The organism is Bradyrhizobium sp. STM 3566 (assembly GCF_045571445.1).
GTDB classification, from domain to species: Bacteria; Pseudomonadota; Alphaproteobacteria; order Rhizobiales; family Xanthobacteraceae; genus Bradyrhizobium; species Bradyrhizobium vignae.
Window position 1 is genome coordinate 1,886,111 of sequence record NZ_CP120692.1, and the last position, 22,942, is coordinate 1,909,052.

Below are 22,942 nucleotides of genomic sequence, written 5' to 3' on the forward strand. Positions count from 1 at the left end.
GTAGGTTTGATGAAAATCATTCGCTGCGCCGCGCTGGCAGCGGCGCTCGCATTGCTGCCCATCGTTCTGCTGACAAGCGCTGCTTACTCTCAGGGCAAGACCGCTCCCAAGGACGCCAAGCTCTATTTCATCACCCCGCAGGACGGCCAGAAGGTCCGTGGTGGCTTCTGGGTCCGGTTCGGTCTGCGCAATATGGGCGTGACGCACGCCGGCGATGACTACCAGAACGCCGGTCATCACCATTTGCTGGTCGACGTCAACGACCCCATCGATACCAAGGAACCGATCCCGCAGGACAAGTCCCATCTGCATTTCGGAGCAGGGCAAACCGAAACGCTTCTCGAGCTTCCGCCCGGCACGCACACGCTGCAACTGGTGCTGGGCGATGCGAAGCACTATCCCTTCGATCCGCCCGTCGTGTCTGACAAGATCACCGTACGAGTCAGGCAGCCCGGTTCAGTGCGGCGCCGTTGATCACCGCAGGCTGGCGTTGATCTTGTCCAGAACCGCCGAGCCTGGGCAGAGCGTGTCCGCTTCCAGCGTGTTGAGCGGGGTCTCGACCGTGTTGAGATGCTCGTGCAGATCTTCCGCGTCCGGGTCGACATAGAGCAGGCCGGTGACGATCTGCCCCTTGGCCGCGTGCCTCGCGAGGAAGGTCTGGGCTCCCAACCGGTCATGCGGATCGTAGTCGGCGTCGATCTTGCGCAGCGCGACCTTGCTGCCGTCGTGCTGCTCGACCACCTGCACCGTGCCCGGTGCGTAATCGACGGCGATCGGATCGCGGCTGACCAGCACGTCGAGCCGGTTCACGGCATCGTTGTGCTCGCGGACGTAGTCAAAACTCTTGGTCGAGCCGGCGTGGTTGTTGAATGCGATGCAGGGGCTGATGACGTCGATGAAGGATGCGCCCTTGTGGCGGATCGCGGCCGCGATCAGCGGCACCAGCTGGGCCTTGTCGCCGGAGAATGAGCGCGCGACGAAGGTTGCGCCCAGCTGCAGCGCGATCGCGACGAGGTCGATGGCGTTGTCGGTGTTGGTGACGCCCTTCTTGCTCTTGGAGCCGCGGTCGGCGGTGGCCGAGAACTGGCCCTTGGTCAGGCCGTACACGCCGTTGTTCTCGACGATATAGGTCATGTTGACGCCGCGCCGGATCGAATGCGCGAACTGGCCGAAGCCGATCGAGGCGGAATCGCCGTCGCCGGAGACGCCGAGATAGATCAAATCGCGGTTGGCGAGGTTGGCGCCGGTCAGCACGCTGGGCATGCGGCCGTGAACCGAGTTGAAGCCGTGCGAATTGCCGAGGAAATAGTCCGGCGTCTTCGACGAGCAGCCGATGCCGGAGATCTTCGCCACCCGGTGCGGCTCGATCGAGAGCTCATAACAGGCCTCGATGATCGAGGCCGTGATTGAGTCGTGGCCGCAGCCCGCGCACAGCGTCGAGATCTTGCCCTCGTAGTCGCGATGCGTGTAGCCGAGCTCATTCTTCTTCAGGCCGGGATGATGGAATTTCGGCTTGGCGATATAGGTCATGCGAGCACCTGAAATTTCCGCGGCGTCATGGCCGGGCTTGTCCCGGCCATCCACCTCTTGGCCAGGAGAAAGAAAGGCGTGGATGCCCGGCTCAAGCCCGGGCATGACGGAGAAGAGCGCAAGGTGTTGTTCATGACACGGCCTTGCGGAGCGGGGTCACCTTGAGGTGATCCTGGTGGTCGCCAATGGCTTTCGCGATGAAGCGGGCGGTGATCGGCGTGCCGTCGTAGTGCACGATCGGCACGAGCCGGACGGGATCGATGCCGTTCTCATTGACGATCAGCTGCCGCAGCTGGCTGTCGCGGTTCTGCTCGACCACGTAGACGAAGTCGTGCTCGGCGAGGAAGCTCGCCACGCTCGAATGGAACGGGAAGGCGCGGATGCGCAGGCGGTCCAGCTGATGCCCGCGCGCCTCCAAAAGTCCGATCGCCTCGTCCATCGCCGGCGAGGTCGAGCCGAAATAGATCACGCCGTATTTCGTCGGCCGTTCCGCATTGGCCTGCAGCGGCCGCGGCACCAGGTCTTGCGCGGTCTCGAACTTGCGCACCAGGCGCTGCATGTTGTCGGCGTAGACCGTGCCTTCCTCGGAATAGCGCGCATAGCGATCACGCGAGGTGCCGCGCGTGAAATAGGAGCCCTTGGTCGGGTGCGTGCCGGGATAGGTGCGGTAGGGAATGCCGTCACCGTCGACGTCGAGATAGCGGCCGAAGTCGCGGCCCTCCTCCAGCATCTCCGCGGTCATGATCTTGCCGCGGTCATATTGCCGGGCATCGTCCCACTTCAACGGGCGGCAGAGCCGGTGGTTCATGCCGATGTCGAGGTCGAGCATCAGGAAGATGGTGGTCTGCAGCCGGTCGGCGAGATCGAACGCGGCGGCCGCGAACTCGAACGCTTCGGCCGGATCTTCCGGGAACAGCAGCACATGCTTGGTGTCGCCATGGGAAGCATAGGCGCAGGCGATGATGTCGCATTGCTGGGTGCGCGTCGGCATGCCTGTGGAGGGGCCGGCACGCTGGATATTCATGATCACCGCCGGAATCTCGGCGAAGTAGGAGAGGCCGATGAACTCCGTCATCAGCGAGATGCCGGGGCCGGAGGTCGCGGTGAAGGCGCGGGCGCCGTTCCAGGAGGCGCCGATGACGATGCCGATCGAGGCCAGCTCGTCCTCGCCCTGCACGATCGCGTATTTCGCCTTGCCGGTTTCCGGATCGTGCCGGTACTTCTTGCAATGGGCGGTGAAGGCCTCCGCCACCGACGAGGACGGCGTGATCGGATACCACGCGCACACCGTGGCGCCGCCATAGACGGCGCCGAGCGCGGCGGCGCTGTTGCCCTCGATGAAGATGCGGTCGCCGACCTTGTCGGACTTCTTTACCCGCAGCCCGATCGGACATTTCAAATTCTGCAGCGCCCAGTCGCGGCCGAGATGCAGCGCATGGACGTTGGAGGAGAGCAGCTTCTCCTTGCCCTTGTACTGCTCGCCGATCAGCTGCTCGATCAGCTTCGGGTCCATGTCGAGCAGCGCACTGAGCGCGCCCAAATAGATGATGTTCTTGAACAGCTGGCGCTGGCGCGGATCGGTATAGGTCGAGTTGGTGATGGCGGTGAGTGGCACGCCGATCACGGTGATGTCGTCGCGGAACTTGGTCGACGGCATCGGCTTGGTGGAATCGTAGAACAGGTAACCGCCGGGCTCGATGCCGGCGACGTCCTTGTCCCAGGTCTGCGGGTTCATCGCCACCATCATGTCGACGCCGCCGCGGGCGCCGAGATGTCCGGCCTCCGTCACCCGTACCTCGTACCAGGTCGGCAGGCCCTGGATGTTGGAGGGGAAGATGTTGCGCGGGCTCACGGGGACGCCATGGCGCAGGATCGCGCGCGCGAACATCTCGTTGGCGCTGGCCGACCCCGAGCCGTTGACGTTGGCGAAGCGGACGACGAAGTCGTTTACGCTGCTGATCGGCTTTTTGTCGGGCATGTCGAACCTGCGTGAGTCATCTCGATGAAATACTTCTGCATGTCCCAGGCTCCGGTGGGACAACGCTCGGCGCAAAGCCCGCAATGCAGGCAGACATCCTCGTCCTTCACCATCACGCGCCCGGTCTTGAGGTCGCTGGATACGTAGAGGTCCTGATCCGGATGCAGTGAGGGCGCCTTCAGGCGCTGGCGCAAATCGCTTTCCTCGCCGTTACCCGTGAAGGTGATGCAATCCATGGGGCAGATATCGGCACAAGCGTCGCACTCGATGCAGAGCGAGGTCGAGAACACGGTCTGTACGTCGCAGTTCAGGCAGCGATGGGCCTCGCCGAGGGCGAGCTTGACGTCATAGCCGAGCTCGACCTCGGCGCGGATGTCCTTCAGCGCGACGACCTTGTCGCGATGCGGCACCTTGAAGCGCTTGTCGATCGAGATGTCATTGTCATAGCTCCATTCGTGGATGCCCATCTTCTGTGAGGAGATTTGCACCTCCGGCAGCGGACGCTCACTGATGTCCTCGCCTGACAGCATCTTGTGGATCGACAGCGCGGCGTCATGGCCGTGCGCGACCGCCCAGATGATGTTCTTCGGACCGAACGCGGCATCGCCGCCGAAGAACACTTTCGGATTGGTCGATGCAAAGGTCTTGGGATCGACCTTCGGCATGTGCCATTTGTCGAACTCGATGCCGCAATCCTGCTCGATCCAAGGGAAGGCGTTCTCCTGACCGACCGCGACCAGCACATCGTCGCATGCGAAGGTCTGGTCCGGCTCGCCCGAGGGAACGAGGTTGCGGCGGCCCTTGGCGTCGTACTCGGCCTTCACCTTCTGGAACGTGACGCCGGTGAGCTTGCCGTTCTCGTGCACGAAGGCGACGGGGACCAGGAAATTGAGGATCGGAATGTCCTCATGGATCGCATCCTCCTTTTCCCAGGGCGAGGCCTTCATCTCCTCGAAGCCGGAGCGCACGATCACCTTGACGTCCTCGCCGCCGAGACGGCGCGCGGTGCGGCAGCAATCCATTGCGGTGTTGCCGCCGCCGAGCACGATCACGCGCTTGCCGATCTTGTCGACATGGCCGAACGAGACCGAGGCCAGCCATTCGATGCCGATATGAATGTTGCTTGCTGCCTCTTTCCGGCCGGGAATGTCGAGCTCGCGGCCGCGCGGCGCGCCGGAGCCGACGAAGATCGCATCGTACTTCTCTGCAAGCAGCGACCTCATGCTGTCGATGCGGTGGCCGCCCTTGAAGTCGACGCCGAGACCCAGGATGTAGCCGGTCTCCTCGTCGATCACGGAGTTGGGCAGGCGGAATTTCGGGATCTGCGTCCGCATCATGCCGCCGGCTTCCGGATCGGCATCGAACACGGTGCAGTGATAGCCGAGCGGCGCGAGATCGCGCGCCACCGTCAGCGAGGCAGGGCCGCCGCCAACGAGCGCGACACGCTTGCCGTTCGTCGGCACGGGCTTCGGCAGGCGCTGCTTGATGTCGTCCTTGAAGTCGGCGGCGACGCGCTTGAGGCGGCAGATCGCCACCGGATTCTCCTCGACGCGTCCGCGGCGGCACGCCGGCTCGCAGGGACGATCGCAGGTGCGTCCCAGAATTCCGGGAAACACGTTCGATTTCCAATTGATCATGTAGGCATCGCTGTAGCGGCCTTGTGCGATCAGTCGGATGTATTCGGGAACCGGGGTGTGCGCAGGACAGGCCCACTGGCAATCGACCACTTTGTGAAAGTAGTCGGGGGCCGCGATATCGGTCGGTTTCATTCCTACCCTGTCCGCCCAGGCTCAAAGGACCCGGCGGCCTCTTCTTGAGCTTGGCGAACGCTTAACGCGCGTCGATCTGGTTTCTGAATGACGTCATTAGGTTAGCTTATTAGAACCACTCCGAAGTACAACGGCAAATTTGCGCGCTTCCGCTCTTTCATGGGAGCCAAGCGCGCACAGCATCAATGGCCGCACGCAATGTGCGTGCGGTGCAACATGCTGCGATGGGGATGCGGGTTCAGCTGCGTGCGATATCGCTCTTCGCGAGGTCCCACATCAGGCAATAGGTGCCGACGGAGATCGGAAGCGGGAAGGGCGCCGCAGCCGGACCGGTGAAGCGCTCGGCGATGACGGCGGAGACCGCGCCAACATGCGTGCCGTCGATCAGCACGAACCAGTCGCGCGCGCCCTCGTTGCGCACCGCCGGTATTTCCGCCGTTGCACCCGACAATTCCGGCTCGCTTTCGAGCAGATGCATCGAGATGATGCCGTCGCGCTCGTCCGGCGTCAGTCTGTCTTGCAGTGCATCCCGCCAGGACGCTGCATTGTCGGGCGTCGGCCGCAGCCGTACAACGCCGAGCGCAGCGCCGCGTCCGGTGCCCTTGCTGATCGTGATGCGTGCGACGACCCGGAGCATGTCCTTGAAGCGCGCCATGGTCTGCCGCGACCAGTCGGTCGGGTTCGCGAGCCGCGCCTTGTAGGCGGGACTATCGAGCACGTCGAGCCTCGCGGTCGAGTACAGGCACAGATATTTGGGATTGCCGGCATGCGCGACATAGCGCCGCGCTTCGAGGAATCCGTCGATCGCGACACGCTCTTCCAGATGCTCGCGATCATACCAACGGTTGAAATCGATCTCATCGGCGGCGTCAATATTCATCGACGTCAGCAGCATGCCTTTCCCGGCGAGCGGCATTGTTCTTGTCCTTCCATGCTAGCCCCTCATGGTGAGGAGCGCGTCTCTCGGCCTTCATCCTTCGAGACGCGCGCGAAGGGCGCGCTCCTCAGGATGAGGGGCTAGATCCTTATCGCGGAATCTTCGAAGCAAGGTCGGCGATCGACTTCATGACGGCATCCCTCACGCCGCCATCATAAAGCGAATGTCCAGCCTCTTCCACGATGCGAAGCTCGGAACCGGACCAGACTTTCGCAAGGGCCTGGGACGTCGCGGGAGGACACAACAGATCATAGCGCCCCTGCACGATAATGCCGGGAATGCCTTCGAGCCGGCCCGCGTTTCGCAGCAGCTGGTTTTCGCTCATGAAGCTGTCGTTGACGAAATAATGCGCCTCCATGAACGGCGTCGCCGGCAGCGTCCGCCACACGTTCAGCGAGGCCAGGTCCAGCCGTGTCTTTGCGGGCTTGTGCTCCGAGAGCGTGCGCTCGGTGTCGTGCCAGGCCTTCGCCGCCGGGCCGTGCACGGCCGGATCGGCATCGAGGATGCGGCGCCAATAGGCCTCCACCGGCCGGTCGCGTTCTTCCCGAGGCAGCGCGCTGAGGAAATCCTCGTACAGCGCGGGATGGAATTGCGACAGGCGCGAGGTGAAGGCCGTCTCGACCTCGGCCCGCGTGCCGAGAAACGTCGCGCGCAGCGCGATGCCCGACACGCGCTCGGGGTGCGCTTCGGCATAAGCCAGTGCCAGCGTCGCACCCCAGGAGCCGCCGACCACGATCCAGCGCTCGAATCCGAACTTTTCGCGGATCTTCTCCATGTCCGAGATCAGGTGCGCGGTGGTGTTGTGCGCGCGCGATCCCTTGGGACGGCTGCGGCCGCAGCCGCGCTGGTCGAACAGCACGGCGCAGAAGCGATCGGGATCGAACAGCCGGCGATGGTCGGGCTGGCAGCCGCTGCCGGGCCCGCCATGCAGATAGACCGCAGGGATTCCGTCCGCGCGCCCGATGCTCTCGACATAGAGCTCATGGCCGTCGCCGACGTCGAGCATGTCCGCGGTCAGCGGCGCAAAAGGATCGGCGCGCCTGATCGAGCTGGCTGCGTCGGCGTCAGGCGTCATTCTCGGATTCCAGAGTGCCGCCGGCGAAATTGCGATACAGGAAGCGGTTGGTCTCGCCCTCGGCCTCGCGCTCGGCCTGTTTGAAGATGGTCTCGTGCAATGGCGACAGCGCGCAGGCCGGGTCGGTGTTGGCGGCATCGCCCGTCAGCGCAAAGGCCTGGCAGCGGCAGCCGCCGAAATCGATCTCGCGGAATTCGCAAGACTTGCACGGCTCCTTCATCCAGCCGGTGCCGCGATAGCGGTTGAAGGCCTCCGAGTTCTGCCAGATCCAGGCGATCGAATGGTTGGAACGCACCGATTCGAACTCGAGCCCGGTGATGCTCTCGGCGGCGTGGCAGGGCAGCACCTTGCCGGCGGGCGAGATGTTGAAGAACTGCCGGCCCCAGCCGCCCATGCATTTCTTCGGCCGTAGCGCGTAATAATCGGGCACGACATAGTCGATGGTCAGCCGGCCCTTCAGCCGCTCGCGCGCCTCCTCGACCAGGCGGGTGCATTCGTCCAGCTGCGCCACAGTCGGCATCAAGGCAGCGCGGTTCTTCAGCGCCCAGCCGTAATATTGCACGTTGGCGACCTCGAGCCGGTCGGCGTCGAGATCGAGGGCCATCTGGATGATATCAGGGAGATGGTGCAGGTTCTGCCGGTGCATCACCGCGTTCACGGTGAGCGGCAGATCGAGCTCGCGCGTCCATTTCGCCACTTCGAGCTTCTTGCGATGAGCGTTCTTGTAACCGGCGACGCGATCGGCGAGGCCTTCCTCGACACCCTGGAACGAGATCTGCACATGGCAGAGCCCGGCATCCGCCAGATCGCTCAGGCGTTCGCGCGTCAGCAGCACGGCCGAGGTGATCAGATTGGTGTAGAGGCCGGCGTCGCTCGCATGCTTGACCAGCTCGACCAGGTCCTTGCGCGCCGTCGGCTCGCCGCCGGAGAAATGCACCTGCAGCACGCCAATCTCGGCGAGCTCGCTCAACACCTTCTTCCATTCCTCGGTGGTCAGCTCCTTGCCGGAGCGGTCGAGCTCGACCGGGTTGGAGCAATAGGGGCATTGCAGCGGGCAGCGATGGGTGATCTCGAGCAACACCGCGAGCGGGATGCCAAAAGTCTCCGCCGTCGAGCGCTGCTTCTCCAGCACCGCGAGGCTGTCGCTGGTCTCTGGCGGGGTGTTGCCCAGCACATCGCTCATGACGTCTTCTCCCGGGCTTCGGTGAGAAAGCCCTTGTCGGCGAGATCCTGCAGCATGGCGATGACATCGGTGAGGATCGCCTCGCGCGGCGCGGCATATTTCGCGGCCAACTGATCTGCGACGTCGCCGACGCTGCGCTCGCCGTTGCAGAGCTGCAGCACCTCGACCGCGATCTCGTCCGGCGCCAGCACCCGTTCCGGCGCCAGGATCACCCAGACCTTGCGGGTCTCGTCGAACTTCAGCTTGGCATGCCGCGGCAGCACGGGGCGGCTTGCCTCGCTGACGCTGATGTTCCGCGGCCCAGCCATCGATCCTCCTCTTCAGCTCGCTTTGGGCACGAAGGCGCCCGGCGGAATGTGGCCCTCGACATAGGCATGCTGGAGCGCATCGAGCTGCACCCACAGCACGTTGGTCTTGAAGATCAACGCGTTGCAGACCTGCGCGCGCTGCTCCGGCGTCGTGGCGTGCGTCTTGACATAATGAAGCGCGAAATTGGCATCGCGCGGTGCCTGGGTCAGGCGGCGCTTGAAATAGCTCATGATATCAGGATTGACGAAGTCGTAATGCTCCAGCATGCCGGAGATGCGCTCTTCATGCAGGTTCGGCGCGAACAGCTCGGTGAGCGAGGAGGCGATCGCCTCCAGCGGGCTTTTTTCGCGGCAGTAGTGGACGTAGGCTTCGACCGCGAACCGCGTCGCCGGCAAAATGCCTTCGGTGGATTCGACGTAGGCGGTGTCGAGGCCAAGCCCTTCGGTCAGCTTGAGCCAGCGTTCGATTCCACCCTCGCTGCCGACATCGCCGTCATGGTCTTCGATGCGGTGGCGCCATTCCACGCGCGTGGCGCGGTCGCGGAAGCGCGAGATCACCACCGCGTCCTTCATCGGGATGGTGCTCTGGTAATAGTAGCGGTTGAGCGCCCAGGCCTGCACCTGGCCCTTGTTGAGCTTGCCGCCATGCAAGAGCTTGTGGAACGGATGCAGGCTGTGATAGCGCGTCGCCCCGATATGGCGCAGCGTCGCCTCGAGCTCCTCGGCAGAGTTGAGCTTGATGTCCTTGCCGATCGAGAGCGCGGTCATTCCAGTCGATGATGCGGCATTCACAGCACGATCTCCGTTCCATCCGCGGGTATCTGCCAGCCCGCCTCCTCAGTGATCTTGCGCTCGGGCGAGCCGGGCAACAGCGCCGGATTCGAGTTATTGATATGCAGAAACAGCTTCCTGTCGATATTGAGGTCGGCCAGCCGTGCGATGGCGCCGTCGTCGCCGGACATGGCGACATGTCCCATGCTCTTGCCGGTCTTGTGGCCGAGGCCGGCCCTGATCATCTCGTCGTCGCGCCAGACCGTGCCGTCGAAGAACACCAGCGCCGCGCCGTCGATCTCGGCCTTCAGCGCGTCGGTCACCTCGGCGCAGGCCGCAATGAAGTAGAAGAACTTGCCCGTGGCCTTGTCGGTGATCTTCAGGCCCAGAGTGTCGCCGTCGCCGCTCCCGCCGCCCGGATGCACCTTGCCTTCGAGATACCAGGCCGACTTGCCCGGCACTGCGAAGGGTAGCACCTCCAGGCCGGAGCGCGCCCCATCCGGCAGCCGGGGCTCGAACGGCTCACTGACACCGATCGGCTGGCGCCGCACGTTCTTCTCATTCAGCACATTGAAGATGCTGTTGCTGGCAAGGATCGCCAGCACCTTCTCGTGCGCATACACCGTAAAGGGCGAGCCCTCGCGCATCGACAGCAGGCCGGCTACGGCATCGACTTCGCCGTTGGTCAAAATCACGCCCGCAATCGGCGTGTGACGCAGTGCGCCCGCCTTGGGGTGCAGCTGCGGCGTGGCATTCAATTGCTGCCGCAGGTCGGGAGAGGCGTTGATCAGGAACCAGTGCTCGCCGTCACCGCTGAAGGCGACCGAGGCTTGGGTCCTTTGAAGCTCGTGGCCGTCGCTGCGGGCCGCTCGGCAACCCTCGCAGCCGCAATTCCATTGCGGAACTCCGCCGCCGGCCCCGGCGCCCAGGACGACGACGCGAAGCATGATCCGTCTCCTGGAGACAAATTCGCGAGGTGGATCTCAGGCCGACACAAAAGCTGTCTTCCGGACATCATCGTGACCGGAAGAAGTCGGGCCGAAAGATCCACCTGCGCAGAACGCGATCTCACCAACCGCTTACTTGCGGGTGGCGCTCACATACATGTTGATTTCCATGCCGCAGGGCACTTCGACGATCTTCGGGGCTTTCCAGGCCATTTCGGCTCTCCATCTTGCGAATTCGGGACGTATCCGCCCGCCCGTTAAACTAATGCTGGCGGAAAAGTTCGCCAGTGAAATTTTCCCGACCTAGGTAGTAGCCAGCGGAATTGTTGCACTGCAAAGTGAGCGCATTGCGGCCGTAAAGATGAACGAATGCCGTCCGCAAAATCGCCGATAGGTCGTGATCCCTGTCGGGATAAACGAGTTGTGAGTATGCAACGGCTTCTGTTCGGCTCCAGGCGACCCCATTGGATCAGGCATGCCCAGATATTTCTTCAACACCCGTATCGGCGACGAATTGATCGTGGATCCCGACGGCGAGGACCTGCGTAACCCCGATCGCGCCTGGGAGGTCGCGCGCCAGATGATCCTTGAGGTCGTGAAGTCGGAAGGCACCCAACGGGCCTTGCTGGACGCGGTGATCGAGGTGACCGATACCGACGGCGAGATCGTGCTGGAGTTTCCCTTCACCGAGGCCCTGCTGGATATGCCGGACCAGTCGGCGACGAAGCATTAGCCGGACGCGCGGTCGGGTAAGGGGCCCGCCGCTCTCTCCACCGTGATTGCGAGCCAACGGGACCGCGCGAAGCGCGGCCCGATGACAGGCTTCGCGAAGCAAATCCAGAATGAGGCACCAGCCAGCGCCAAACCTGCCCTTCACCCCCGCGAAATCCGCATGGCTTTGCCGCGTTGCCGGCGCTAAAAGACGCCGATCATACGGAGCAAACCATGCAAGACCTCTGGCGCCTGTCGGCCGCCGACCTCGCGACCCTCGTCAAGTCCAAGAAAGTCTCTGCCAGGGAGGCCGCGCGGGCTGGCCTCGCGCGGCTCGATGCCGTCAATCCCCAGCTCAATGCCGTGATCGACCACCGGCCGGAGGACGTGCTCAAGCAGTCCGATGCCGTCGATGCGGCCATCGCGCGGGGCGAGGACCCCGGTGTGCTCGCCGGCGTGCCCGTCACCATCAAGGCCAATGTCGACCAGGAAGGCTTTGCCACCACCAACGGCCTGAAGCTCCAGCGCGACCTGATCGCGCGCGAGGACAATCCGGTGGTCGCCAATTTCCGCAAAGCCGGCGCCGTCCTGCTCGGCCGCACCAATTGTCCGGCCTTCTCCTACCGCTGGTTCACCACCAATCTGATCCATGGCGACACCAAGAACCCCCGCGACGCTTCGCTGACCCCGGGCGGCTCCTCCGGCGGCGCCGGCTCGGCGGTCGCGGCCGGCATCGGCCACATCGCCCATGGCACCGACATCGCCGGCTCGATCCGCTATCCCGCCTATGCCTGCGGTGTGCACGGATTGCGCCCGACGCTCGGCCGCATCCCCGCCTTCAACCCGGCACTGCCGGAGCGCCCGATCGGGCCGCAGATCATGGCGGTGTCAGGCCCGCTGGCGCGCACGGTCAACGATTTGCGCATCTCGCTCGAAGCAATGTCGGCCCGTGACGTCCGCGACCCCTGGTTCGTGCCGGTGCCGCTGCACGGCCCGACACGGGAAAAGCGCGCCGCGCTCTGCCTCAATCCGGGCGGCCTTGCCACCACGCCGGAGGTGAAGGCGGCGGTGAGCGATGCCGGCAAGCGCCTCGAACGCGCCGGCTGGACCGTCGACATCATCGCGGACACGCCGCCAATGCGCGAGGCGGTCGAGTGGCAAATAAAACTCTGGCTCGGCGACGGTTATGAGGCGCAGCTGGAAATGGCCGAGCGCGAGGGCGATCCCGGCGCGCTGGCCTGTCTGCGCGGCAACCGCACAAGGGTCACGCCGATGGACCAGGCCAATTACGCCAAGGCGCTGACCCGAAGAGCCACGCTGACGCGCGAATGGATGCTGTTCTTCGAAAGATACTCGGTGCTGCTGACGCCGGTCTCAGGCGAGTTGCCGTTCCCGGATCATCTCGACCGCAAGGACGACGAATCCTTCAAGCGCGTCTGGGAAGCGCAGCTGCCGCAGATCGCCATTCCCTTCATGGGCTTGCCGGGCCTCGTCGTCTCCACCGGACTCGTCGGCAAGGCCCCGGTCGGTGTGCACATCGTTTCCGGCCGCTATCGCGAGGATCTCTGTCTGCTGGCAGGTGAAGCGATCGAGGCCGGCGGCGTGCCGCCGTCGCCGATCGATCCCGTGGGCTAGCGATGAGCACCATCTACGACTTCAAGGCCAACTCGCTTGCCGGCGAGGAGGTGCAGATGCGCCGGTTCGAGGGGCAGGTGCTCTTGATCGTCAACACCGCGAGCAAATGCGGCTTCACGCCGCAATATCGCGGTCTCGAGGATCTCTATCGCGACCTCTCCCCGCGCGGTTTCTCGGTGCTCGGCTTTCCCTGCAACCAGTTCGGCGCGCAGGAGCCGGGGCAGGCGAGCGAGATCCAGGAGTTCTGCTCGACCCATTACGACGTCACCTTCCCGCTGTTCGAGAAGATCGACGTCAACGGGCCGAAGGCGCATCCTCTGTACGAGTACCTGAAACGTCAGCAATCCGGCCTGTTGGGCGCCTCCATCAAATGGAATTTCACCAAATTCCTGGTGGACCGTGAGGGCCGCGTGGTCGCGCGCTACGCGCCGACCGCACGGCCTGAAGGATTGCGGCAGCAAATCGAAACACTGTTGTGAGCGAGACAAGCATGAGCGACGAATTTCCCGACCGCCTGTCGGTCGACCCGAACAGCCCGTACTACAACGCGGACATCCTGGCGCGCGACGTCGGCATCCGCTTCAAGGGCATCGAGAAGACCAATGTCGAGGAGTATTGCATCAGCGAAGGCTGGGTCCGCGTCACCGCAGGGAACGCCAAGGACCGCTACGGCAACCCGCTGACCATCAAGGTGCACGGCCCGGTGGAGCCGTATTTCAGGGATAAGAAATAGTTTGAACTGAGCGCGCGCCGCTCTCTCCTCGTCATTGCGAGGAGCTCGCGACAAAATTGCGCAGCAATTTTGCGCGGATGCGACCAAGCAATCCAGGATCTTTCCGCGGTGACAATCCGGATTGCTTCGCTTCGCTCGCAATGACGACAACAACCACCAAAGGCCAACCCCATGTCCGTCCGCATCACCGACGTCCGCGAGATCACAAAACCGATCTCGTCCCCGATCCGCAACGCCTATATCGACTTCACCAAGATGACGACGAGCTTAGTTGCCGTCGTCACCGACGTCGTTCGTGACGGCAAGCGCGTCGTCGGCTACGGCTTCAACTCCAACGGCCGCTACGGGCAGGGTGGCCTGATCCGCGAGCGCTTTGCCTCGCGCATTCTCGAGGCCGATCCGAAGTCGCTGCTCAATAGCGCCGGCGACAATCTCGACCCCGACAAGGTCTGGGGCGCGATGATGACCAACGAGAAGCCCGGCGGTCATGGCGAGCGCTCGGTCGCGGTCGGCACCATCGACATGGCGGTGTGGGATGCGACGGCGAAGATCGCCGGCAAGCCGCTGTTCCGCCTGCTCGCCGAACGCCACGGCGTCACCGCCAATCCGCGCGTCTTCGTCTACGCCGCCGGCGGCTACTATTATCCCGGCAAGGATCTTTCGATGCTGCGCGGCGAGATGCGCGGCTATCTCGATCGCGGCTACAACGTCGTCAAGATGAAGATCGGCGGCGCGCCGATCGACGAGGATCGTACGCGTATCGAGGCGGTGCTGAAGGAGATCGGCAACGACGCGCAACTCGCCGTCGACGCCAACGGCCGCTTCGATCTGGAAACGGGAATCGCCTACGCAAAAATGCTGCGCGACTATCCCCTGTTCTGGTACGAGGAGGCCGGCGATCCCCTCGACTACGCGCTGCAGGCGGCGCTCGCCGAATTCTATCCGGCTCCCATGGCGACAGGCGAAAACTTGTTCAGCCACCAGGACGCCCGCAACCTGATCCGCTACGGCGGCATGCGCCCCGATCGCGACTGGCTGCAATTCGACTGCGCGCTGTCCTACGGCCTGTGCGAATACCAGCGCACGCTCGAGGTGCTGAAGACCTACGGCTGGTCCCCCAGCCGCTGCATACCGCACGGCGGCCACCAGATGTCACTCAACATCGCCGCCGGCCTCGGCTTAGGCGGCAACGAAAGCTACCCCGACCTGTTTCAGCCCTACGGCGGCTTCCCGGACGGCGTCCGCGTCGAGAACGGCCACATCACCATGCCCGAGCTTGCAGGCATCGGCTTCGAAGGCAAGTCCGATCTCTACAAGGAAATGAAGGAGCTGGCGGAGTAGCCCGACTGTGGCGACACACACGTCATTGCGAGCGAAGCGAAGCAATCCAGAATCTCACCGCGGAGGCAAGTCTGGATTGCTTCGCTGCGCTCGCAATGCCGGCGGAAAGAGCCGTGACGTTCTCGTATGTCTCCGCCTGCGGCGGCTTCATCGCTCTTTCCCCGCCTCCACCGCCGCCATCGGCTGTCGCGCCCCATACATCAACGACCGCCACAGCCATTCGAGCGGGCCGTAGCGATAGCGACGCAGCCACCAGACGCTGAACAGCGCCTGTGCGGCGTAGACGGCAATGCCGATGGCGAGAGCCTCGGCGACGCCAAGCCGGCCGAACAGGCCGAGGCCGTAGCCGTAAAAGATCCAACCGAAGATGAGGGACTCCGCTATGTAGTTGGTGAAGGCCATCCGTCCCAGCGGCGCGGCCCAGCCGAGCAGCTTCTTGCCGCGATCGAAATGGGCGATGCCGAGGATGGCGGCGCCATAGCCCAGCGCCAACAGGGTGGCGCCGAGCGGCTCGATGCCGCGATAAAGCAGGCCCGCGCCGAGAGCGAGCGCGGGAAGCCCGATGACGAACAGGGCGCGGGTGTTTTGCACGATGCCGCTCCGCCAGGCCAGTATTCCCAGAAGAAATAGCCCGATCGTACGCAGAAAGACGAATGCGTGGAGCGAAGCGATCAGGGGAATTTCGCGCAGCCGAAACGCCAGCACATCGAGAAAGCCGCCCGTCGCATAGATGCGATTGGCGTCCATGGCATCGCGCCAGATCATAGTCCGGCTGGGAAACAATCCAGCCGGCGGAAAAGCCTGCATCGCCAGATACAGCCCCAGAGATGTCACTGCGGCGAAAGCGAGCAGCCAGCGCGGGCCAAACAGCAATGGTAGCACGATGAATCCGGCTAGCGCATATTCGGCGAGGATATCGCCATTCCAGATCAGGCAAAGGTGGATAATGCCGAACATCAGCAGCACGGCAAGCCGGCGCAGGAGCAAAACGGTGCGACGTTTGCTGGCGGCGAGCCGGTCGAATTGAATGGCAAGACCTGCGCCGAACAGCAGCGAAAACAGCGCGAATGCCTTGAGCTCGATAGCCTGTGTCAGGATCGTTTCGATGGTCTGGTCGATGGGCGAAGCGAGTGTCTTGGGGCCGAGAAACTGCTCGAAGATCGAAACGCGAAATTCCATCACGAGATTGATCGCCATGACGCCGAACAGGGCGATGCCCCTGAGCACGTCGATGGCATCGATCCGCTCTACGGACGGTGTCGGAGCTGCCGGGCTATATGGCGTCATGCAATTCTCGGCTAATTCGGCCTTGCTGCCGCAGCTGCGCCCGGCCAGGCTCGGTGCAGGCGAGGTGCCGCCACGTTCTTTGTCATTGCGAGCGAAGCGAAGCAATCCAGAGTCTGTCCGCGAAGGCAGTCTGGATTGCTTCGCTGTGCTCGCAACGACGCTGTGACGCGGCCTCTTTACGACAGCCGCATGTCCAGCAGCCTTCGTCCCTCGCCCTTCAGCAGCTTCTTCACCGCACTGGACGCCACCACCTCGCCGTCGTTCGCATAGGCCTCGTGGTTCTTCTCGATGTCGTCGAGGCGGTAGAGGTAGTTGACCATCACGCCGGCGGACTCCCGCACGCCCTTGGGCGAGAGGTCGCCCATCCAGTTGATGCGCTCGAGCCGGGCACCGTTGCCGAGATGGAAGCGGGCGACGGAATCGATCAGCCGGCCCTTCGGCGTGCGCGCCCTCAGGAAATAGTAGGCGGCGAGCGGCTCCAGCACGCCGCGAAGCAGTGCTGCCGTCTCGGGGCTTTCGAACCATTTGGGATCATCGAGACGCTTCAGCGCCTCGCGGTCCTCGTCCGCCAGCGGCAGCTCCTTGTCCTGCTTCACCCAGGCCATGAAGCCGGGCACCGGCGACAGCGTCACGAAGGTGTCGAGCTTCGGCAATTCGCGGCGCAGCTCCTCCACCACCTGCTTGATCAGGAAGCTGCCGAAGGAGATGCCGCCCAGGCCGCGCTGGGTGTTGGAGATCGAATAGAACACGGCGGTGCGCGCCTTCTCGATGGGAAGGTGCTGGCGGTCGACCGCGAGCAGCGGCGCGATCGCGCCCGGGATCGTCTCTGTCAGCGCCACCTCGACGAAGATCAGGGGCTCGTCCACCATTGCGGGATGGAAGAAGGCGTAGCAGCGGCGGTCGACCGGGTCGATACGGCGGCGCAGATCGTCCCAGTCGGAGATCTCATGCACGGCTTCGTAACGGATGATCTTTTCGAGGATGTTGGCCGGGGTCGACCAGTCGATCCTGCGCAGCACGAGAAACCCCCTGTTGAACCACGAAGAGAGAAGGTGCGAGACGTCGCGGTCGAGCGCGGCGAGATCGGTGTGCCCGTTCATCATGCCGAGCAGATCGGCGCGCATCTTGACGAGATCGCCGGTGCCACCCGGCGCGCGGTTGAGGCGGCGGATCAGTTCCTGCCGCCGCGGCTCGGAGGCGAAGTGCAGGGCACTGGCATCCTCGTCGCTCGGCTTGGCGCGCCATTGTTCGATCGCCTTGGAAAGTCGTTCCCGGTCGGGGCCGAAAAAGCGCACCAATCCTTCGAAAAAGGCGCGGCGTCCCGCCGCATCCAGCTCCTGATAGAGATCGAGCACCTCGCGCGCCATGGCGGTGCCGGAGGCTTCGCCCCGGCCGGACAGCAGCGCGCCGCAAAGCTCGAGCAGTCCATCGGCATCTCGTTTGGTGTCCGAGGCGTCGCCGCGGCGAAGCAGCGTGCGGCCGCGCTCGGAGATGGTGGCGAGCAGGTCGGAGAAGAAGGCGTTGGCCATCTGGGCTTTCGATTCAGGTTTGTGCGTTGCGGAAGCTTACATGGGATTTGGGCAGAAGCCGATCACAATCAAGGAGGGGGATGCGGCATCTTTAGTTGGAGTGTGCATTTGGCGAATGACGGCATGTTCAGACCAGCGGGATTTGGAGAACGTGGCGGCCACCTCACCCGCCGTCATTGCAAGCGCAGCGAAGCAAATCCAGACTGCCTCCGAGGAGGGATTCCGGATTGCGTCGTCGCATCCGGGCAAAATTGCTGCGCAATTTTGTCGCGAGCTCCTCGCAATGACGGGGGAGAGAGTTACGCAAGGCGCTCGCAATGACGAGATTGGGGCTACCCCTTCCCCGCAAACTCCGTCGGCGTCCGCCCCGTCACCTGGCGGAACGCCGCCGAGAACGCCGGCACGCTCGCATAGCCAAGCTGCGTGGCGAGCTGTTTCACCGAGACATTTGCATCCGTCGACAGCCGCTGGATCGCAGCCGCAATCCGCGCGCGCTGGCACCAGCTCTTGAAGCTGAGCTGCGTCTCGGTCGAGAACAGCCGTGACAGCGTCCGCACGGAGGTTCCGACCGCGCGCGCCAAGGTGTCGATGTCGTGCAGGCCGGTGGGATCGTCGAGCACGATCATCGCGGCGCGGCGGCAGCGCACTTCGCGCGGCAGCGGTACGAACGTCGTGGAATCCTCGGCCTGGTGCAATTCCAGCATCACCAGGCGCACCAGCAGTTCGGTGCGCTCCTCGCTGTTGCCTGCATCGAACAACGCGAGGATCGCCTGATTGAGCAGCGGTGACACCCGCACCACGAATTCCCTGGTCAGGCCGTCATAGCGCTGCTGGCGCTTCAGCCAGGACAGGTCGAAATACAGCGTGCGCATCTCGATGTCGGCGAGCAGGTCGATGGCGTGCTCGAGCCCGGCCGGCACCCAGACCGCCCGGTCCGGCGGCACCAGCCAGCGTCCCCCGGGCGTCGTCACCTGCATGGTGCCCCTGGTCGCATAGATCAGCTGCGCCTCGCGGTGCAGGTGCGGCTCGATCCGCATCCCCTTGGGATAATCGCGGGCGACCAGGTGCACGCCCGCGGGCGAGCGGTGGTTGCTCCGGACCTCGCGGAGGATTGGCGTTTCCAAGACAGTCATTGGCAGCATCCCGTCATTCGCAAGACATATACCTCATTTTCGGAGCAGGAGAGGATTCGGGAAATGAACAGCCCCAGCCGGGTCATCAGTTTCGTCAATGCAGGCCATTTCATCGACCATTATTCGATGCTGATCTTCGCCGCCGCCGTCATCATCATGGGCCCGGCGCTCGGCATGGCCTATTCGGAACTCCTGCCTTACGCGACGCCGGGCTTCGTTGCCTTCGGGGCGGGCTCGCTGCTCACCGGCTGGCTCGGGGATCGCTGGAGCCGCCGTCACATGATGCTGATCTTCTTCATCGGCATCGGCGCCTCCATGATCGCGGTCGGCTTCGTGCAGACTCCCGTGCAGCTCGGCGCCGCGCTGCTCGCCATCGGCATCTTCGCCTCGATCTATCATCCCGTCGGCACTGCCATGATCGTGTCCTATGCCGACCGGCTCGGTCGCGAGATGGGCATCAACGGCGTCTGGGGCAATCTCGGCGTCGCCTCGTCGGCCCTGGTCACCGGCGTGATCGGCCAGTATCTCGGCTGGCGCTTTGCGTTCATCGTTCCCGGCGTGGTCACGATCCTGATCGGCATCGGCTTAGCGATGAGCGTCGTGCATGAGGACCGCAAGGCCTCGAAGCAGGCGGCGGCCCAGGCGCGGGTGGCAAAACAGGACATGTGGCGCGTGGTGCTGTCGCTGCTGATCGTGGTGATCGCGATCTCCACGACCTTCAACGCCGTCACAGTCGCGCTGCCAAAGCTGTTCGCCGAGCGGCTCGCTGATCTCACCAAAAGCCCGGCGCTGCTCGGGGTCATCGCCGCCTGCGTCTACGTGTTCGGCGCGATGACGCAATATACGATCGGCCGGCTGCTCGACCGCTACTCGCTGAAGACGGTGGCGCTGCCGCTGTCCTTCATGCTGGCGCCGTTCCTGTATCTGGCCGCGAGCCTGAACAATCTGCCGCTGATCGTGGTCTCGATCGGCATCGTCATGGGCGCGTTCGGCCAGGTCACAGTGAACGATGCCATGGTCGGCAAGTACACCACCGAGGAGTGGCGCTCGCGCGCCTATGCCGTGCGCTATTTCGTCGGCTTCACCGCGGCCGGCGCCTCCGTCGGCCTGGTCGCCTGGCTCTACGAGCAGGGCGGCTTCGTCACCATGCTGCACGCCTTCGCCGCCCTCTGCCTGCTCGCGATCGCCGCCGCGCTGATTCTGCCGCGCGAGATCAGGACGCCGCAGCCGGCGTGAGAGGCTCTCGTGTCCCGGACAAGCTGCAACGCGTTGGCGTTGCTGCGCAGAGCCGGGACCCAGAAAAAAATTACAGGCGAGTGTCTCGGCGGCATGGGCCCCGCCTCAGCAGCGCACCGTCGAAGAGACGCAGCGCTGCGCCCGCAATGACGGGGAATGTGGCGGGCGGCGGGACCTGCGGCGGTACTTCCCCCGCTGCCTGCCCATTATCCCATTCTGCCAGTGTTTTGCCCGACGGAGCAAGTCGTTTCGGCAAGTCCGAAATTTCGTGAGGTTTTTCAACCCCATCTCTACTGTGCATGGGGTTGTTTTCGCACTTTTTGTTTTCGCCCCCTGAACCCGCCGGTGCGGCGGAACCCGCTCTGCCTTCCGCGGGTTCTATCCCCTGTGGCCCCGACGCCCGGGATAGATCAAGGGGGAAAGATACCTGCATGCCATGGCGCCTGCTCCGAACGGTCGGCCTTGTCCCCGCGGCGCTTATCCTCACCACCATTGCAGTCGCCGCCGAACGCGGCAAATCGGCCGGACCCTCCGAGTCGCTCCTGATCCTGCAGATCGCGCTGCTGATGGCGCTCGGCCGCGGCCTCGGCGAGATCATGCAGCGGATCGGCCAGCCCTCGGTGATGGGCGAACTGCTCGCCGGCATCATCCTGGGGCCGTCGCTGTTCGGCTGGATCTGGCCGGAGGCGCAAGCCGCGATCTTCCCCAAGACGCCCGAGCAGAAGGCGATGATCGACGGCATCGCGCAAGTGGGCATTCTGCTGCTGCTCTTGCTGACCGGCATGGAGACCGATCTCAAGCTGGTCCGGAAGGTCGGCAAGGCCGCGATCGCGATCTCGATTGCCGGCATCCTGGTGCCCTTCGCCTGCGGCTTCGCACTCGGCGAGTTCCTGCCGGATGCACTGCTGCCCAATCCGCAGGAGCGCCTGGTGGCGTCGTTGTTCATGGGCACGGCGCTGTCGATCTCCTCCGTGAAGATCGTCGCCGTGGTGGTGCGCGAGATGAATTTCATGCGCCGCAATGTCGGGCAGATCATCGTCGCGACCGCCGTCATCGATGACACCATCGGCTGGATCATCATCGCCGTCATCTTCAGCCTGGCCTCGCACGGCACGCTCGACATCGCCTCGGTGGCCAAAGCCGTGCTGGGGACGCTCGCCTTCCTCGCCATCAGCTTCACGATCGGCCGCCGCCTGGTGTTCCAGCTGATCCGCTGGGCCAACGACAACCTGGTCAGCGCCGCGCCTGTCATCACGGTGATCCTGGTGCTGATGGGCGTCATGGCGCTGATCACGCACCTGATCGGCGTCCACACCGTGCTCGGGGCCTTCGTCGCCGGCATTCTCGTCGGCGAGTCCCCGATCCTGACGCGGCAGATCGACGAGCGCCTGCGCGGCCTGATCTCGAGCTTCTTCATGCCGGTGTTCTTCGGCCTGGCGGGGCTCAGCGCCGACCTCTCGGTGCTGCGCGATCCCAGCCTCCTGATGCTCACCGGCCTCCTGGTCGTGATCGCCAGCGTCGGCAAGTTCGGCGGTGCCTTCGTTGGCGGCACCTTGGGAGGGCTGAATGCCAGGGAGTCGCTGGCGCTCGCCAGCGGCATGAATGCGCGCGGCTCGACCGAGGTGATCATCGCAACCATCGGCCTCTCCATCGGCGTGCTCAGTCAGAACCTGTTCACGATGATCGTGACCATGGCAATCGTGACGACGATGGCGATGCCGCCGATGCTGCGCGCGGCGCTGGCCAGGCTGCCGATGAACGAGGAGGAGAAGGAGCGGCTCGAGCGGGAAGAATTCGAGAAGCGCGGCTTCATCGCCAATCTCGAGCGTCCCCTGCTGGCGGTGGACGAGAGCCCCAACGCTACCTTCGCCGCCCACGTCGCCGGCCTGATCGCCGGCATGCGCGGCCTGCCGATCACGGTGCTGCATATCGGCAAGCACGCCGAGGAGCAGGAGAAGGGCCGCCATGAGAGTCACGAAGCCGTGGTCAAGAAGGCCGCCGAAACCGTCTCCGCCAACGGCGATGGCAATGCCGGCAGCATCGACGTCGTCACCCGCACCGGGCGCGCGGAGCTCGGCGAGACGATTGCCGACGAAGCGCGCAAGGGCTTCGACCTCCTGGTCGTCGGCGTCGCCAAGGTGGCCGCCGCCAAGGACCGTTTCGATCGCAAGATCGAGGATATCGCCGCAACGTTCGACGGACCGCTCGCCATCGTGGCCGCCAAAGGCAAGCATCTGAAGCAGCCAATGCCCGATGCGCTCAACATCCTCGTTCCCGTTTCCGGCAGCGCCGTTTCCAAGCGCGGTGCGGAGATCGCGGTGGCGCTGGCGGGCTCAGGCTCGCTCCGGGTGATCTATGTGACGACGACGCGCGACAAGGGCGCACAGCGCGGCACTTCGCGCGGGCTGAGCCAGGAGATGGGCATCCTCAAGGACACCAGCGATCTCGCGGCCCGATACGACGTCGACATCACCACCACGCTGCGGCTGAACCGGGCGCCGGAGGCCGCGATCCTGCGCGAGATCGATACCACCGACGTCGACCTCGTCGTCATGGGTGTCGACCGCATCCAGGCCGATCACCTTTCCTTCGGCGGCGTCGCCGACGCGGTGCTCAGGCAATCGAAGGTCTCGGTGCTGCTGGTGTCGAGCGGCGAGGCGCGGCAGGCGCCGCCGGAGAAGGCTTAGGCTACATCGAGTTCAGTCCGGCTGCACCTGCGCAGGAGGTGCGCTCCCTCTTGCGCTTGCGGGAGAGGGTTGGGGAGAGGGCTGTCTCCTCATTGAGACACTCCCCTTAGCGCCGATCCCTCTCCTCCGTCATTGCGAGCGCAGCGAAGCAA

21 protein-coding genes are annotated in these 22,942 nt (G+C 64.2%); 8 read left to right on the forward strand and 13 right to left on the reverse strand.

Annotation, left to right across the window (positions count from 1 at the left end; translation table 11 throughout):
- Positions 1–9: 9 nt before the first annotated feature.
- Positions 10–474 carry a DUF4399 domain-containing protein gene (locus tag P6U27_RS08985; protein ID WP_122401859.1) on the forward strand — a complete coding sequence of 155 codons (465 nt, stop codon included), beginning with the start codon at positions 10–12 and terminating at the stop codon, positions 472–474.
- On the opposite strand, the gene P6U27_RS08990 is transcribed toward P6U27_RS08985, so the two are convergent.
- From P6U27_RS08990 to pqqA, 10 genes are all read right to left on the reverse strand, one after another.
- Entirely contained in the window at positions 475–1,530 is a 1,056-nt protein-coding gene (locus P6U27_RS08990; RefSeq protein ID WP_122401860.1) for a 2-oxoacid:ferredoxin oxidoreductase subunit beta, read from the reverse strand. It lies immediately after the preceding gene.
- Between the two features lie 130 nt (positions 1,531–1,660).
- Positions 1,661–3,508 carry a 2-oxoacid:acceptor oxidoreductase subunit alpha gene (locus tag P6U27_RS08995; RefSeq protein WP_162500161.1) on the reverse strand — a complete coding sequence of 616 codons (1,848 nt, stop codon included), beginning with the start codon at positions 3,506–3,508 and terminating at the stop codon, positions 1,661–1,663.
- Positions 3,478–5,277 carry an FAD-dependent oxidoreductase gene (locus tag P6U27_RS09000; RefSeq protein WP_209295730.1) on the reverse strand — a complete coding sequence of 600 codons (1,800 nt, stop codon included), beginning with the start codon at positions 5,275–5,277 and terminating at the stop codon, positions 3,478–3,480. Before P6U27_RS09000 ends, P6U27_RS08995 begins: the two co-directional genes overlap by 31 nt.
- Positions 5,278–5,515: 238 nt before the next feature.
- Positions 5,516–6,193, reverse strand: a complete 678-nt coding sequence (locus P6U27_RS09005) for a DUF4286 family protein (RefSeq protein ID WP_209295729.1) — start codon at positions 6,191–6,193, stop codon at positions 5,516–5,518.
- A gap of 109 nt (positions 6,194–6,302) precedes the next feature.
- Positions 6,303–7,289: a prolyl aminopeptidase gene (gene pip, locus P6U27_RS09010; RefSeq protein WP_122401864.1), complete on the reverse strand. Its 987-nt coding sequence runs from the start codon at positions 7,287–7,289 to the stop codon at positions 6,303–6,305.
- Positions 7,279–8,472 (reverse strand): pyrroloquinoline quinone biosynthesis protein PqqE, encoded by a 1,194-nt coding sequence (gene pqqE / locus P6U27_RS09015; protein ID WP_209295728.1) that lies wholly within the window; start codon positions 8,470–8,472, stop codon positions 7,279–7,281. Before pqqE ends, pip begins: the two co-directional genes overlap by 11 nt.
- Positions 8,469–8,780 (reverse strand): pyrroloquinoline quinone biosynthesis peptide chaperone PqqD, encoded by a 312-nt coding sequence (gene pqqD, locus P6U27_RS09020; protein ID WP_129144088.1) that lies wholly within the window; start codon positions 8,778–8,780, stop codon positions 8,469–8,471. The genes pqqE and pqqD overlap by 4 nt, the downstream gene beginning before the upstream one ends.
- A 12-nt stretch (positions 8,781–8,792) precedes the next feature.
- Entirely contained in the window at positions 8,793–9,548 is a 756-nt protein-coding gene (gene pqqC, locus P6U27_RS09025; RefSeq protein WP_407194429.1) for a pyrroloquinoline-quinone synthase PqqC, read from the reverse strand.
- Positions 9,549–9,568: 20 nt separating this feature from the next.
- Positions 9,569–10,498: a pyrroloquinoline quinone biosynthesis protein PqqB gene (gene pqqB / locus P6U27_RS09030; protein ID WP_209295726.1), complete on the reverse strand. Its 930-nt coding sequence runs from the start codon at positions 10,496–10,498 to the stop codon at positions 9,569–9,571.
- A 132-nt stretch (positions 10,499–10,630) separates the two neighbouring features.
- Entirely contained in the window at positions 10,631–10,711 is an 81-nt protein-coding gene (gene pqqA, locus P6U27_RS09035) for a pyrroloquinoline quinone precursor peptide PqqA (protein ID WP_007595659.1), read from the reverse strand.
- A 262-nt stretch (positions 10,712–10,973) separates the two neighbouring features.
- Here pqqA and P6U27_RS09040 point away from each other — a divergent pair, with 262 nt between their 5' ends.
- From P6U27_RS09040 to tarD, 5 genes are all read left to right on the forward strand, one after another.
- On the forward strand, positions 10,974–11,231 hold the full coding sequence (locus tag P6U27_RS09040) for a DUF6894 family protein (RefSeq protein ID WP_122401869.1): 258 nt from the start codon (positions 10,974–10,976) through the stop codon (positions 11,229–11,231).
- Positions 11,232–11,443: 212 nt separating this feature from the next.
- Positions 11,444–12,844 (forward strand): amidase family protein, encoded by a 1,401-nt coding sequence (locus P6U27_RS09045; RefSeq protein ID WP_407193882.1) that lies wholly within the window; start codon positions 11,444–11,446, stop codon positions 12,842–12,844.
- 2 nt (positions 12,845–12,846) lie between these two features.
- A complete protein-coding gene (locus P6U27_RS09050; RefSeq protein WP_122401871.1) occupies positions 12,847–13,323 on the forward strand; it encodes a glutathione peroxidase in 477 nt (158 codons plus the stop codon).
- Positions 13,324–13,334: 11 nt separating this feature from the next.
- A complete protein-coding gene (locus P6U27_RS09055; RefSeq protein WP_035730878.1) occupies positions 13,335–13,577 on the forward strand; it encodes a DUF3297 family protein in 243 nt (80 codons plus the stop codon).
- Between the two features lie 171 nt (positions 13,578–13,748).
- Positions 13,749–14,918, forward strand: a complete 1,170-nt coding sequence (gene tarD, locus P6U27_RS09060) for a D(-)-tartrate dehydratase (RefSeq protein WP_407193883.1) — start codon at positions 13,749–13,751, stop codon at positions 14,916–14,918.
- Positions 14,919–15,065: 147 nt separating this feature from the next.
- On the opposite strand, the gene P6U27_RS09065 is transcribed toward tarD, so the two are convergent.
- From P6U27_RS09065 to P6U27_RS09075, 3 genes are all read right to left on the reverse strand, one after another.
- Positions 15,066–16,205, reverse strand: a complete 1,140-nt coding sequence (locus P6U27_RS09065) for a DUF418 domain-containing protein (RefSeq protein ID WP_209295723.1) — start codon at positions 16,203–16,205, stop codon at positions 15,066–15,068.
- 176 nt (positions 16,206–16,381) lie between these two features.
- Positions 16,382–17,734: a malonyl-CoA decarboxylase gene (locus P6U27_RS09070; RefSeq protein WP_122401874.1), complete on the reverse strand. Its 1,353-nt coding sequence runs from the start codon at positions 17,732–17,734 to the stop codon at positions 16,382–16,384.
- 332 nt (positions 17,735–18,066) lie between these two features.
- Positions 18,067–18,867: an AraC family transcriptional regulator gene (locus tag P6U27_RS09075; RefSeq protein ID WP_407193884.1), complete on the reverse strand. Its 801-nt coding sequence runs from the start codon at positions 18,865–18,867 to the stop codon at positions 18,067–18,069.
- Positions 18,868–18,930: 63 nt separating this feature from the next.
- Here P6U27_RS09075 and P6U27_RS09080 point away from each other — a divergent pair, with 63 nt between their 5' ends.
- On the forward strand, positions 18,931–20,103 hold the full coding sequence (locus P6U27_RS09080) for an MFS transporter (protein WP_407193885.1): 1,173 nt from the start codon (positions 18,931–18,933) through the stop codon (positions 20,101–20,103).
- 431 nt (positions 20,104–20,534) lie between these two features.
- Positions 20,535–22,790, forward strand: coding sequence for a cation:proton antiporter (locus P6U27_RS09085; protein ID WP_122401877.1), 2,256 nt, complete (start codon positions 20,535–20,537; stop codon positions 22,788–22,790).
- The last annotated feature ends 152 nt before the right edge of the window (positions 22,791–22,942 follow it).